We start from the raw sequence: 13,979 nt of genomic DNA on the forward strand, positions 1-13,979 counted from the left end.
AAAGTCATGAGTGAAAGTAAAAAATTACTTTGCTTTTCCTTGCAAACGCGCATAGTCCAGCAATACATGTGCCGCTTCAGTGATGAATGCTTCCTCTTCTGGCAATTGTGGACGCTCTTTCGCCTTCATCTTGGCACGTGCCTCGATCATTGCATCCAGAGAAGCCTGATAGCTTTCCCAGTTGGCATAAGGTTTTAAACCTGTTGCTGCACGACGGGCATTTTCAGCTTCCAGGGTTCTGCGTTCCAATTCAGCCAGCTCAGCCTTACGCTGATTCAGATCCAGCACCAGGCGTTTCTGATCATCAGTCTTTTTCTGAATGGCTTTACGCTGTTCCAGATATTTAAACTGCGGATCCAGATTGACGCGAACTTGTGAGCTCTTCACCAAATCAGGGACATATTTCTGCACCTCGCCTTCGCGCTTGAATGGTGCCGTTGGAATGGTATCCCATTGCAGCGCATTTTTAGCCTTACGCTCACCAAACTCTTCGTTATAGATATCCACCAGCTTAATATCTGGAATCACACCCTTATTCTGGGTACTTCCCCCAGTAATCCGGTAGAACTTACGCTGGGTCAGCGTGGCCTGGCCATAGGCCAAGCTGTCTAACTGAACCTGTGCAGTTCCCTTTCCTGTGGTGGTACTGCCAATCACAATCCCGCGTTCATAGTCCTGAATCGCTGCCGAGTAAATTTCACTTGCTGACGCAGAAGCCAGGTTTACCAATACGGCTAATGGACCGGCATACGTTTGTGCACCGCCATCATCATCTTCAAAGACGCTGACATTACCGTTGCCATCCCGAATCAGTACCACAGGACCGGACTTGATCACCTGTCCCAACATACGTGCCACTTCTTCAAGTGAACCACCCGGGTTATTACGCAGGTCGATCAGAATTCCTTCTACATTCTTAGCAGACAGTTCTTTCAGTGCATTATTGGTATCTTCAGATACTGAACGATAGTCCGTACCGGCACGACGGGCACGGTAGTTCAGATAGAAAGATGGTATTTCAATCACACCAAACTGATGTTTCTTACCATCACGCTGGACCTCAACCACACGGGTACGAACACCAGCATCTTCTTCCTGAATCACGTCACGGGTAATGGTCACATTACGCGCCTGGCTCAGGCTGGCACCTGGACCCAGCAAACGTAAAGTCACTTTCGTACCACGTTTACCCCGGATTAGGCCGACGATCTCATTACTTGGCCAACCGATGACATCCACCATAGCTTCGCCATCTTGCGCAACACCAATGATGCGGTCACCAGATTTTACCTGACCAGATTTGCTGGCTGGGCCACCTTCAACGATGGTTTCAATCTTGGTGTAGTCTTCATTACCCCGTTCCGGACGAATCGACACCCCAATGCCTTCAAGCTGTAAAGTAGTCTGACGGTTCAGCTCCATCGCATCCACAGGCGGGAAGTAATTACTGTGTGGATCATAAGTCAGCATCATCGCATTCAGTGTCTTGTCCAACACATCATCACTCTTGATCCGGCTGAGACGTTCCAGCTGGCGGGTATAACGTTTGGTCAGTGTTTGGACTGGCGTCAAATCTTCAGGGCCTGCCAGATCCTGACCATTGGCCAGTTCCGGATTGGCTTTTAGTGCCTTCTGCTTCGCCAATTCTTCTTCTTTACTAATGGTCAGATTAATCAGCTGAGATACCAGCATTTTCGACCAGTAAGCGCGCTGCTCTGCTTGAGTCTTAAAGAAAGGTGCTTTTTCGCGATCGGTATCGATATACACATTGGTCTGATGCAGGTTTTGTGGCTTTTTCAGCTCTTCTAGCATGAAGGTATAAAACTGTTTCAGGCGATCACGATAATGTGCATGAATTTCAAATGGGCCTGTCAAATTGCCGGCTTTTAGGTTGGCACCAAAATTGGCGCCATAACGTTTTTTATAATCTTCAACTTCTGATGCCAGGAACAAGCTGTGTTCCGCATCTAAACTATCAATATAGAAATCAAAAATACGCTGTGAGGTTTGCGCATCCAGACGCAAATTCAAATAATGCTGACGGTCGACCAATGTAGCCAACTGTCTGGATACAAGCGCTTGTTCTTGAGTAGGTTGTATGGCTTTGCTGGTGACTTCTGATTTTTCAGCAGCAATCGCATCGCTTACCACATGGGTAAAAAAGAATCCGCCTGTCGCAATCGCAACTGCGCAAGCTACTGTTTGAAGTTTCATAAATAGTTCGTACTTCCTTGGTCGCCTGACCAATTTAACTGTGTCGTTTTCCGATCAAAAATGAAGGTATTCGCGATCTTAAACAACTTAATAAGTTTATGTTGTGTAGTTTTATCATATTCTGTACAGCTAAAGTGTAGCAAAAGATTGCAGAAATCAGGTATTGTTTCCGCTGAAAAATACGAATATGGACACTGCATATGATTGGCGCATTGATGCTCGACATCGCTGGCACTCAACTTACCCAGGAAGATATTGAATTGCTGCAGGCTCCGCAGGTTGGCGGGGTAATTCTGTTTGGTCGCAATATTGAATCCCCGGCTCAGGTTCGTGCTTTGACCGATCATATGCGCCAGATTCGTCCAGATATTCTGATTGCTGTGGATCAGGAAGGTGGCCGCGTTCAGCGCCTCAAACAAGGCTTTACCCTACTTCCTGCCATGGGCTGTTTTGGTGAGCTGTATCAGGCTGAACCAGAACGTGCTTTAGAGCTTGCTGAAAAATGTGGCTGGTTGATGGCGACCGAAGTACTGGCGGTTGGTATCGATTTCAGTTTTGCTCCGGTACTGGATCTGAATGATATCAGTGATGTGATCGGTGACCGCAGCTTTGCTAAGAGTATCCAGGACATTATTCCACTTGCAAGTGCTTTCCTCAAAGGTATGAAACGCGCCGGCATGGCCTCCACCGGTAAACATTTCCCGGGTCATGGCTCTGTTAAGGCTGATTCGCACGTGGCTGCTGCCGTGGACACCCGTAGTTATGAAGAAATCCAGCAAAAAGACATGCAGACCTTTATCCAGCTACAACCTCAACTAGATGCCCTCATGCCAGCGCATGTCATCTATAGCCAAGTCGATCCAAATCCGGCTGGTTTCTCGGAATTCTGGATTCAGAAAGTCTTACGTCAGGAGCTTGGTTTCGACGGCGTCCTGTTCTCGGATGACCTGAGCATGCAAGCCGCTTGTGTGGCTGGTGGCGCTGATGCCCGTATTCAAGCCGCGCTGAATGCCGGTTGCGATATGGGCTTGGTATGTAATGACCGTGTGGCACAATGTGTGGCATTAGAAGGTATTGTCGACCTACCTTTGCCCAATCAGGAACGCCTGGAACGCATGCGTGGCCGCATTCCTGAGATAGAGGTCGGTGAAGTATTAGACCTAGGTGATGAATGGTGTCAGGTGCGTGACGAAATCACTGCATTTAAAAACCAGTTTGCTTAAGTTTTCTTATCCAACGAATTGCTGAAAATACGACAAAAGGAACACCACAAGGTGTTCCTTTTTGTTTATGATGTCTTTGTATAAAAATCAATACAATAACAACAAGGTCAGGATGACATGTCAGCACAACTTTCACAGCATCGCCATATTTCTTTTACCGCGCATTACACCGGTTATATCTGGTACCAGATGGGCATCTCACATCCAGTTTTTGCCACAGGCCGGGGAAAATTTCTTGCCGCGCTGGTTCACCCTTTGGAAACCTGGGCTGAAAAGCACGTCGGTGGTAGTATGCGGACTACCCTGCGTCAGCGCCATCAGATGATTGACGAACATCTGTGTCAACTGATTCAGCAACACCCAAAACTACAAGTGCTAGAAATTGCCTGTGGCCTGTCACCGCGTAGCTGGAATTTCAGACAGAAATTCCCGGAGATCAATTATCGTGAACTAGATCTCCCCGATATGGCCAAGATCAAAACCCAGGCGCTAAAAGCACTAGATCAGGATGCACCCGAAGTACTGACCGCCGATATTTTTAGTGAAGAACTGGCTAATATTTTTCAGGTCTTTGATCCCGAACAGCCATTGGTGGTGATTAGTGAAGGCCTGATTAACTACTTTGATAAAGACCTATTGCAGACTTTATTAAAAGGTATTGCAGAATATGGGCAACGCTTCCCGGAGATTCATTACCTCAGTGATATTTATCCTGAACCGGTCAAAAACCGTCTGGCCAGTTTTATCTGGGCCTGCAGCCGTTTACTGAAGTTTATGTCCCGCAGTGCCTTTACCTTTCATTTTAAGTCACCGCAGGAATTGCAGCAGTTCTGCCAGCAGGCAGGTTTTGCTAACGTAGAGATTCAACAGCCACAGCGTTATTTTGCTAAACCTCGTCAGCCAAACCCGATTATCGAGCAAGATGAACATCTCGGTGATCTGGTCTGGATGATTCATGCGACTAAAAAAAACAGCGGTTAATCCGCTGTTTTTTATTTCTATTATTTGGAGCCTTGATTAAACCACGGCATCAAAGGATGGCGCTTCTAGCATCGCTTTCTGATGACGTACAAAACGCAACAAACGATCTGCCACATCAAAACTGCCATGCTTGAACAGGGCACGGATCTGATTCTCAGTATGTTCAAAGATCAGGCATTCAATTTTGAACTCTCCTTCTTCATCTTCCAAATGCAGCGCTAAATCTCGTGGATACTGAATTGCCTGCTGAACCTGAGCTGCATCCAGTTCCAGCAATACGCCAAAGAAACTCAAATCCACAATGGTTGCATCTAGGCGTAAATCAGAATGACGGTGACTCAAAAAACGTTCCGGAGTTTGTACTGGAATTCGTTCTTCGCCACGGCGTTCAATTTGCTGCATCTGTTCACGGGTAAATGGAATAATGCCTTCCAGCTGATCAATCGGTTCATCTCGCAGGAATGTGGCAAATAAATGCATGGTTTCCTTACGGCGTTGCAACTGTGGTACATGATCCGCCCCCGCAATTTGGGCGTACTGCATATCTGGACACTGCAGGGCAAAGTTGGCATTTTCATGTGGCAAGGTAAAGCTGTCATACTGACCACACGCGACCAGCACCTTGCATTGTGGAATAGGTACATTGGTTAGACGCAGCAGACGGTTACAGTTGATGTCATAACGATCCTGCTCTGTCTCGGTAAATTCTGCCATCTGTCTAAAGAACAGGCGTTTTGCTGTTGGTGACATTTTGGTTTCCGTCAGGCGGGCATGATTGACCAGATACAGAATCACTGCCTGACCAAATTCATCCATCCGACCTTCTTTCATCAGGTGTAGAGACTCCTCCAGCAGCATACGCCAGCTCTTACGGGTCTTCTGCATTACACCCATCAGGATCATGCGATCGACCAGTTCCGGACGTTGATTTGCCAGACAGGAAGCAACCACAGAGCCGAGTGACATCCCCAGCACCGCCACTTTAGGTAAATGCATCTGTTCCAGCCAACGCCCCAACATGCCAGCCAATTCTTCTAATTCCAGCGTTCCAGCAGAGACACCTGTGTCGACATTGGTAATCTGCTTATTGGCACCCATTGAAGGCAGGTCAATCAGGATAATCGGACCGGCATCGAACAGCTGCTCAACACAGTATTTATAGGAATTAAAATTCTGGAATGCACCCCCAATAATGACCATTGGGGTCATGTGCAGCGTGTCTGGACGGGCAATTGCCATATATTCAATTTTCCAGCCATCCATCCAGGTAGTACGTGGTGGCTGTTTGAAACTGTTTTTATCGTAAAGATCAAAAAAGTCATAATGGCTCGGTTGATCAGTGCTCGGGTGATCCATCTGGATAATGGAATTCATATTCCTTTCCTCCGTCCTTGCTTATTTTTATTGTGCAAGCAATTATCGAGAGATGTCATGTTTTCAGGATCAGCTTAAAAAATCCTGAAAATCTGCCTTTCTCTTTATTTATTATGTAATTTGACATCAATGTCGCTGGCAATCATTCTATACAGAGCGGCTTTTCACAAGCAACTGATCTGGCAACCGCTTGTCTGCTTTTGTCCATAAAAACAATTTAAAAATGTTTAGCTATTGTAAATCCACATGAAATTTTGACAGTGGACTTCATTGTCCCGCCACAGACTGTTAATATCGGGTAGATATTTCTAAGTGATCAAACCGCTATGCAAGAGTCTATTGAACAATATATGCAAACGGTAGGACAGCAGGCTCGTCAGGCTTCACGTGTCTTGGCGCGTGCGTCCACCCAAACCAAAAACAATGCCCTGTCAGCAATTTATACGGCTTTAAAAAATAGCGAAGCTGCAATTCTGGCTGCCAATCAGATTGATATGGCGAAAGCGCACCAGAACAATCTTGACAGTGCCCTGCTGGATCGCTTAGAACTGACTCCCGCACGTTTCAAAGGTATGCTGCAAGGCCTGAATGACGTGATCAGTCTGGTCGATCCGATTGGTGAAATCACCGATATGGCTTACCGTCCATCCGGCATTCAGCTGGGTAAAATGCGTGTGCCGCTCGGTGTGGTCGGCATGATCTACGAATCACGCCCGAACGTAACTTTAGAAGCTGCATCGCTGGCACTGAAATCCGGGAATGCAATTATCCTACGTGGTGGTTCAGAAGCACTGGAATCCAATCAAGCGATTGCCACTGCGATTCAGCATGGCTTGCAGGTCGCTGGCTTACCAGAAGCTGCAGTACAGGTCATCAAGACTTCAGACCGTGCTGCAGTCGGCCATTTGATTACCATGTCAGAATACGTTGATGTGATCGTGCCACGTGGCGGCAAGGGTTTAATTGAACGTATTACCAATGAAGCACGTGTGCCAGTGATCAAGCATCTGGATGGTAACTGCCATGTCTATGTTGAAGCTCAAGCAGACTTACTCAAGGCATTACCGATTGCACTAAATGCCAAGACTCATCGCTATGGTGTCTGTAATGCCATGGAAACCTTACTGGTTGATGAAAAAGTAGCTGCAGAATTCCTGCCACGTGTCGCTGAACTATATCAGGAGAAACAGGTCGAACTGCGTGGCTGTGCCGAAACTCGCCGTATTCTGGGAGATCAAGTTATCCCTGCTTCAGAAGAAGACTGGTATACCGAATATCTTGGCCCGATTCTGGCAGTCAAGGTCGTTTCTGGCGTGGAAGAAGCGATTGAACATATCAACAAGTATGGCTCGCATCATACTGATGCCATCATCACTGAAAACTACAGCATTGCCCGTGAATTCCTGGCTGGTGTGGACTCCAGCTCCGTGATGATCAATGCCTCGACCCGTTTTGCCGATGGCTTTGAATATGGTCTTGGTGCAGAGATTGGTATTTCTACCGATAAAATCCATGCCCGCGGTCCAGTCGGACTAGAAGGCCTGACTTCCCAGAAATGGGTGGTGTTTGGTGACGGCCAGATTCGCCAATAATCCAGCAAATAAAAAACAGCCCTTTCAATGGGCTGTTTTTTATCGCTGCAAGAAAATTGATAGCTCGCAATAACTGACCCCATGGGTCACATTTTATAAAGATTATCTTTATCCAATTGTAGTCTGTTTATATTTTCACCAATTCTGGGTATAAACTATAACAAAGTATTCGGTTGGCAAAAACTTGGAGAATTCTTAGATTTAGATCAAGATGAAACTACGCGGGATGAGGTACTATTTCATTCATAAATGAAAACGATGAACTGATAAATTTTAATTATAATTGTTCGAATGATCGATAGTGCTTAAGTCTAATCACCTAAAGTCTATCTAGGACATAAAAAATCCGCATGTTAAAACATCATCACTGATCTAAATTGCATCGCTTTTTGCTCGCAAGCAGGTCAACTTAATGGATGAGAATTTTAATTAGAATATCGGGTAAACAATCGTGTCTAAATCAGTATTAGTTATTAATTGTGGCTCTTCTTCGATCAAGTTTGCTTTATTACTTGAAGAACAGAACTTCCGTATTCACGGCTTAGCTGAAAACTTAGGCACTGAAAATGCCCGTATTAAAGGTGTAACTGTCGGCGACCAACCTGTCGACATTCATATTCCTTTTGCCGACCACAAAAAAGCACTGGAAGTTGGCCTAGAACGTCTTGCGAACTACAAGCCTGATGCGATTGGTCACCGTGTGGTACACGGCGGTAGCTTGACTAAAGCCGAACTCATTACTGACGAAATTATTGAAAAAATTCGTGAAGCAACACCACTTGCACCATTACACAACCCGGCTCACCTGATCGGGATTGAAGCAACCCAGCGCCTGTTCCCGGATCTACCGCAAGTTGCAGTATTTGACACTGCATTCCACCAAACCATGCCAGCGCATGCTTATCGCTATGCCCTGCCAAAATTCCTGTACACAGACTTTGGTGTACGTCGTTACGGCTTCCATGGTACCAGTCATGCTTATGTATCAGAGCGCGGTTCTGAGCTGGCGGGCAGCTTTAAACAAGGTGGCTGGTTAACTGCGCACCTGGGTAATGGTAGCTCAACCTGTGCGATCTGGAATGGCCAAAGCATGGATACCTCCATGGGTCTTACCCCACTGGAAGGTCTGGTGATGGGTACCCGTAGTGGTGATGTTGATCCAAGTCTGCATAGCTTCCTGGCAGCTAACTTGGGTTGGGATGTGTATAAAATCGATCGCATGCTGAACAAAGAAAGTGGCTTGCTCGGTTTATCCGATAACCTGTCGAATGACATGCGTACCCTGATCGAAGCGTCTGAAAATGGCAATGAAGATGCAACGCTTGCCATTGAAGTATTCTGCTACCGTTTAGCAAAATCACTGGCTGCACTGAGCTGTGGCCTGCCACGTGTTGATGGCCTGTTCTTCACGGGTGGTATTGGTGAAAACTCAGCATATATTCGTGAAAAAACCATGGCTTACCTGCCACACTTCGGCTTCAACCTGGACAAAGAAGCCAACAATGCACTGAAACGTGGTACTGAAGGCCGTATCGACAACGGCACAGGCCCGCAAATCTGGGTCGTGCCTACCGATGAAGAAGGCCGTATTGCCAAAGAAACCCAGCACGTGGTTGAGCAGGAAGTGGAGAACGCCACTGTAAAAAAGCCTGAACCTGAGGCTGCGCTTGCTTAAGCAGGCGTAGGATTCCTATACCTTCTATTTTTTGATTTTAGATATTTGAATACGCTATGAAGACCATTCTATTAGTTCCAACAGGGGAAGGCGTTGGTTTAACCTCCGCATGCTTAGGCCTGGTTTATGCACTGGAATGCCAGGGTGTAAAAGCCGGTTTTGTTAAACCATTTTCACAGGAAAAGACTCAGGAAAATGATCGCACTACGGCGTTATATCGTCATTTAACCCAAAGCGAGACGGTTGAACCGCTTGCTTATGAGAACCTGATTCAGCGTTTCAATCTGGGTGAAACCGATGAGCTTCTTGAGGATGCGGTACGTCTGCATCGTCAGGTTGCCAAAAACCATGACCTGATTATTGTCGAAGGACTGGTGCCGAATAGTCGTGATACCTTTGCACCCAACCTGAATGCAGCACTAGCCCAAGCCCTAGATGCCAAAGTGGTAATTGTCAGCAATGCGGATATTAACCAGCCTGAAGTCGCAGCTGAAAAAGTGGAAAGCCAATTGCGTTATCTGGGTGGTTCGTCTTCGAGCCGAATCGCGGGTGTCCTGTTTATGCGCACCAAAGGCTTGCCTGAAGATTCGGCACAGATTCCAGTCACCATTGATCCAGGCTTACGCCTGATCAGCGATACCAACAAATTTACAGCCGATATTCAAAAATCCTATCCACACATTGGTTCTGAAAAGATTCCAGTAATTGGTTTGGTGCCATTCAGTAATACTTTAAGTGTGCCACGTATTTCCGATCTGGCCGCGCATATTTCAGCAGAATGGATCAACCAAGGTGAAGCCAAGCAGCGTCGTGTCTTACATAGCAGTTTAATTGCATCCAATATTGAACATGAATTACATAAATTCGTCGCAGGTGAACTGATTATTAGCGCATCAGACCGTATTGATGTATTGTTGGCGAGTAGCCTGGCGAGCAGCAATGGCATACCATTGGCCGGTCTGGTACTGACTGAACATTATGAGCCAAATGCAGCGGTACTGGAGTTCTGCCAGACTGCAATCAAACATGGTCTGCCTATTCTACATACGCCACTCAGCACCTTTGAAACCGCCCAACATCTGGCGAATTTAAGCAATGAAATTCCATGTGATGATACCGAACGCGCGGAACAGGTAACCCGTTTTGTAGCCAGCCATCTGAATGCAGAATGGATTGCACAGCTGATCAATGGTTCTTACAAACCCCGCCTGTCCCCTTCTGCATTCCGTCATGAACTGGTACAGAAATCGATTGCTGCGAAGAAACGTATTGTGCTGCCTGAAGGCGATGAGCCACGTACCATTCAAGCCGCTGCAATTTGCCAGTCTCGCGGTATTGCACATTGTATCCTGTTGGCTAAACCGGAAGCAGTGTTCGAAGTTGCTAAAGCACGTAATATTGAATTGCCAATCGATCTGGAAATTATTGATCCAGACCTGATTCGTGAGAATTATGTAGATAAAATGGTTGAACTGCGTAAAGGCAAGCTCAACGAACTTCAAGCACGTGAGCAATTACAAGATACGGTTGTACTGGGCACCATGATGCTGGCACTGGATCAGGTCGATGGTCTGGTTTCTGGTGCAGTGCATACGACAGCCAATACCGTACGTCCGGCTTTCCAGCTGATCAAAACAGCGCCTGAATATTCACTGGTGTCTTCGGTATTCTTTATGCTGCTGCCAGATGAAGTTTATGTTTATGGCGACTGTGCGATTAACCCGGATCCAGACGCTGCACAACTGGCTGAAATTGCAATCCAATCTGCTGACTCAGCTAAAGCTTTTGGTATTGACCCGCGTATTGCCATGATTTCCTACTCTACAGGAACATCAGGTGCCGGTGCCGATGTTGAAAAAGTGGCTGAAGCGACCCGTATTGCCAAAGAACGTCGCCCAGACCTGCTGATTGATGGCCCATTGCAATATGATGCGGCATCGGTGGAAAGTGTTGGTCGTCAAAAAGCACCGGATTCACAGGTGGCTGGCCGTGCTAATGTATTCATCTTCCCGGATCTGAATACGGGTAATACCACCTATAAAGCGGTACAGCGTGCGGCCAATGTGGTCAGTGTTGGTCCAATGCTGCAAGGTCTGAACAAGCCTGTAAACGACCTGTCACGTGGCGCTTTGGTGGATGACATCGTGTTTACCATTGCCCTGACGGCGATTCAGGCTGATCAGCAAGCGAATCGCTAATTTACAGATTTACCCGATCTGTGCTTTCGCCACTCAATCAACGTATTGAGTGGCCTTTTTATTTTGAATACTTTATTTAAAATTCAATTCTTTCCTTTCAATAAATTAATAAAAATGCCAGTTTCTAAACTGGCATTTTTATCTTTCCGATCATCATTTTCCGAGAAAAGATAATGATCAGAACAAGCCATTCAACCTATAGTGTTGTCCATTGATTGTGGACTTCATCAGCAGTTTTATTCAGCATCACTTGATCACCATTGACTTCACTCACCCAACTCAGAGGAATCAAATGATGCTCATTATTTTCATCATCACTTCTTGTTAATTTAATCGAATCTTGGCCTTCTAAATGGTCCACTTTTCCAACCTGGGTCCCGTCTGAAGCAATTACTGATGCATGTTCCTTAATGTCACTTGGATTTACTGTAGTCATTACGATTGCCCTTTTTATTTGATAGAAGCTTAGAGAAATCAGTCTAGGCAATAAAAAATCGGCGGTGTGTAAGGGTTTAGCTAGCTTTGCGTATTTCTGGGTTAATTATGTAATAGGAAAAATACAGCGTGTTTCAGCAGGTGAATAGAGTATTAAAAACTTGAAGAAAGGAAAGATAGAAGGATTTTTTAGAGTTTATATAAGAAGGAATTTTTATTAAATTTCAGGCATAAAAAAAGAAGATAAAGCTTAGGCTTGATCTTCTTTCTGACCGTAGAACCAGGTCGCTGCGATATATGCACTGAAAGCAAGAACCATAAGAACAACTGAAGCTGACATATTATTAAGTCTCTAGTGTTGATGCAGGCATTATGCAAAAGAATTATGACAGTTATATGACAAAAACAATTGTATTGTATTTTTTATAATTTATATAAATTTCAAATATTTAATAGATTTTTAAAGCCTTTTAAAGCGTTTATAACATGAAATATGACAGCCAATATGACACTTTTTTACTGAAATATGACATCCAGTAATCCACTGTTATGAACCAGCTTCTACATTAAACTTTCGCCCAAAAGCAGCCTAAAACACCCCACAAGTTTTATGTTTTGTCATATAATTTAGCCCGCTAGCTATCAGCCCGCTCAAGAGATTTTTGTATGACAACTATTATCAAGCAAGATGACTTGATCACATCGGTTAAAGATGCGCTTCAGTTCATTTCATACTATCACCCGCAGGACTTCATCCAGGCGATGAGTCGTGCGTATGACCGTGAAGAAAACAAAGCTGCAAAAGATGCGATCGCACAAATCTTAATTAACTCTCGTATGTGTGCAGAAGGCCATCGTCCTATCTGCCAGGATACCGGTATCGTAAACGTATTCGTTGAAGTGGGCTTGGACGTTAAATTTGATTTAACCATGAGCTTGGACGATGCGATTAACGAAGGTGTACGTCAAGGTTACTTGGAAAATACCAACGTACTACGTGCTTCTGTACTGGCGGATCCTGCTTTCGGTCGTAAAAATACCAAAGACAATACGCCAGCTGTCATTCACTACAAACTCGTTCCAGGCAACAAAGTAGACATCACTGTAGCTGCGAAAGGTGGCGGTTCAGAAAACAAATCTAAACTTGCGATGTTGAACCCATCTGACTCAATCGTGGATTGGGTACTGAAAACTGTTCCAACTATGGGCGCTGGCTGGTGTCCTCCTGGTATGCTGGGTATCGGTATCGGTGGTACTGCTGAAAAAGCCATGATGCTTGCAAAAGAAGCATTAATGGAAGAGATCAACATGGACGAACTGCTTCGTCGTGGTCCAGAAAACAAAATCGAAGAACTTCGTATCGAAATCTTTGAAAAAGTAAATGCATTGGGTATCGGTGCTCAAGGTCTGGGCGGTTTAACTACAGTTCTCGACATCAAGATCAAAGACTACCCATGTCACGCTGCTGGTAAACCAGTCGGTATGATTCCTAACTGTGCTGCAACTCGTCACGCACACTTCACACTGGATGGTTCAGGCGTTGCACACATTCAAGCACCAAGCCTTGAAGACTACCCTGCTGTAACTTGGGATTCATCCTCTTCTAAACGTGTTGACCTAGACAACATCACTCAAGAAGAAATGAACTCTTGGAAACCAGGTGACACACTGCTTCTGAACGGTACTATTTACACTGGCCGTGACGCTGCGCACAAACGTATGGTCGACATGCTGAACCGTGGTGAAGAGCTGCCTGTAGATCTGAAAGGCAAATTCATCTACTACGTAGGTCCTGTCGATCCAGTTGGTGATGAAGTGGTTGGTCCTGCTGGTCCGACAACTGCGACTCGTATGGACAAATTCACTCGCCAGATTCTGGAAACAACTGGTCTTTACGGCATGATCGGGAAAGCAGACCGTGGTCCTGCTGCGGTTGAAGCAATCAAAGACAACCAAGCGACTTACCTGATGGCGGTTGGTGGTGCTGCTTATCTGGTATCCAAAGCGATCCGCGAAGCTGAAGTGGTTGCTTTTGAAGACTTAGGTATGGAAGCAATCTATAAATTTGTTGTAAAAGACATGCCTGTTTCTGTTGCTGTTGACGTGAATGGTACTTCTGTACACGCAACTGCGCCGAAAATCTGGCAAGCAAAAATTGGCAAGATTCCAGTAGTTGACGCTGCTGCAGGCTAATTTGAGCTTCATAAAAAAGCACCCATTCAGGGTAATGCCAGTCAGTTAAGAGATTGACTGGCATTTTTTTGGGTATTTCTGTGGTTTCCCTTTC

9 protein-coding genes are annotated in these 13,979 nt (G+C 45.6%); 6 read left to right on the forward strand and 3 right to left on the reverse strand.

Features of this window, described 5'->3' with window-relative positions; genetic code table 11:
• Window positions 1-24: 24 nt before the first annotated feature.
• The gene (locus GW12_RS09320; RefSeq protein ID WP_034586750.1) at window positions 25-2,214 is read right to left on the reverse strand and encodes a carboxy terminal-processing peptidase; all 2,190 of its coding nucleotides are present in this window, start codon (window positions 2,212-2,214) and stop codon (window positions 25-27) included.
• Window positions 2,215-2,414: 200 nt separating this feature from the next.
• Here GW12_RS09320 and nagZ point away from each other — a divergent pair, with 200 nt between their 5' ends.
• Entirely contained in the window at window positions 2,415-3,437 is a 1,023-nt protein-coding gene (nagZ, locus tag GW12_RS09325) for a beta-N-acetylhexosaminidase (RefSeq protein WP_034586752.1), read from the forward strand.
• A 117-nt stretch (window positions 3,438-3,554) separates the two neighbouring features.
• Window positions 3,555-4,418: a class I SAM-dependent methyltransferase gene (locus tag GW12_RS09330; protein WP_034586754.1), complete on the forward strand. Its 864-nt coding sequence runs from the start codon at window positions 3,555-3,557 to the stop codon at window positions 4,416-4,418.
• Between the two features lie 36 nt (window positions 4,419-4,454).
• Here GW12_RS09330 and GW12_RS09335 read toward each other — a convergent pair whose 3' ends face one another.
• Window positions 4,455-5,792 (reverse strand): alpha/beta fold hydrolase, encoded by a 1,338-nt coding sequence (locus GW12_RS09335; RefSeq protein WP_034586757.1) that lies wholly within the window; start codon window positions 5,790-5,792, stop codon window positions 4,455-4,457.
• 326 nt (window positions 5,793-6,118) lie between these two features.
• Here GW12_RS09335 and GW12_RS09340 point away from each other — a divergent pair, with 326 nt between their 5' ends.
• From GW12_RS09340 to pta, 3 genes are all read left to right on the forward strand, one after another.
• Entirely contained in the window at window positions 6,119-7,384 is a 1,266-nt protein-coding gene (locus GW12_RS09340; RefSeq protein WP_034586760.1) for a glutamate-5-semialdehyde dehydrogenase, read from the forward strand.
• Window positions 7,385-7,835: 451 nt separating this feature from the next.
• Window positions 7,836-9,059 (forward strand): acetate/propionate family kinase, encoded by a 1,224-nt coding sequence (locus GW12_RS09345; RefSeq protein ID WP_034586762.1) that lies wholly within the window; start codon window positions 7,836-7,838, stop codon window positions 9,057-9,059.
• A gap of 56 nt (window positions 9,060-9,115) precedes the next feature.
• On the forward strand, window positions 9,116-11,257 hold the full coding sequence (pta, locus tag GW12_RS09350; RefSeq protein WP_034586766.1) for a phosphate acetyltransferase: 2,142 nt from the start codon (window positions 9,116-9,118) through the stop codon (window positions 11,255-11,257).
• A gap of 196 nt (window positions 11,258-11,453) precedes the next feature.
• On the opposite strand, the gene GW12_RS09355 is transcribed toward pta, so the two are convergent.
• The gene (locus tag GW12_RS09355; protein WP_034586769.1) at window positions 11,454-11,693 is read right to left on the reverse strand and encodes a DUF2171 domain-containing protein; all 240 of its coding nucleotides are present in this window, start codon (window positions 11,691-11,693) and stop codon (window positions 11,454-11,456) included.
• Window positions 11,694-12,358: 665 nt separating this feature from the next.
• Here GW12_RS09355 and GW12_RS09360 point away from each other — a divergent pair.
• Window positions 12,359-13,885 (forward strand): fumarate hydratase, encoded by a 1,527-nt coding sequence (locus tag GW12_RS09360; RefSeq protein WP_034586772.1) that lies wholly within the window; start codon window positions 12,359-12,361, stop codon window positions 13,883-13,885.
• Window positions 13,886-13,979 lie beyond the last annotated feature (94 nt).

Origin of the sequence: Acinetobacter sp. HR7, assembly GCF_000773685.1 — a bacterium.
GTDB classification, from domain to species: Bacteria; Pseudomonadota; Gammaproteobacteria; order Pseudomonadales; family Moraxellaceae; genus Acinetobacter; species Acinetobacter thermotolerans.

Bases quoted from the DNA above. Each gene is read 5' to 3' on its own strand.
- GW12_RS09320 (WP_034586750.1), bottom strand. From the start codon at position 2,214: ATGAAACTTCAAACAGTAGCTTGCGCAGTTGCGATTGCGACAGGCGGA.
- nagZ (WP_034586752.1), top strand. From the start codon at position 2,415: ATGATTGGCGCATTGATGCTCGACATCGCTGGCACTCAACTTACCCAG.
- GW12_RS09330 (WP_034586754.1), top strand. From the start codon at position 3,555: ATGTCAGCACAACTTTCACAGCATCGCCATATTTCTTTTACCGCGCAT.
- GW12_RS09335 (WP_034586757.1), bottom strand. From the start codon at position 5,792: ATGAATTCCATTATCCAGATGGATCACCCGAGCACTGATCAACCGAGC.
- GW12_RS09340 (WP_034586760.1), top strand. From the start codon at position 6,119: ATGCAAGAGTCTATTGAACAATATATGCAAACGGTAGGACAGCAGGCT.
- pta (WP_034586766.1), top strand. From the start codon at position 9,116: ATGAAGACCATTCTATTAGTTCCAACAGGGGAAGGCGTTGGTTTAACC.
- GW12_RS09355 (WP_034586769.1), bottom strand. From the start codon at position 11,693: ATGACTACAGTAAATCCAAGTGACATTAAGGAACATGCATCAGTAATT.
- GW12_RS09360 (WP_034586772.1), top strand. From the start codon at position 12,359: ATGACAACTATTATCAAGCAAGATGACTTGATCACATCGGTTAAAGAT.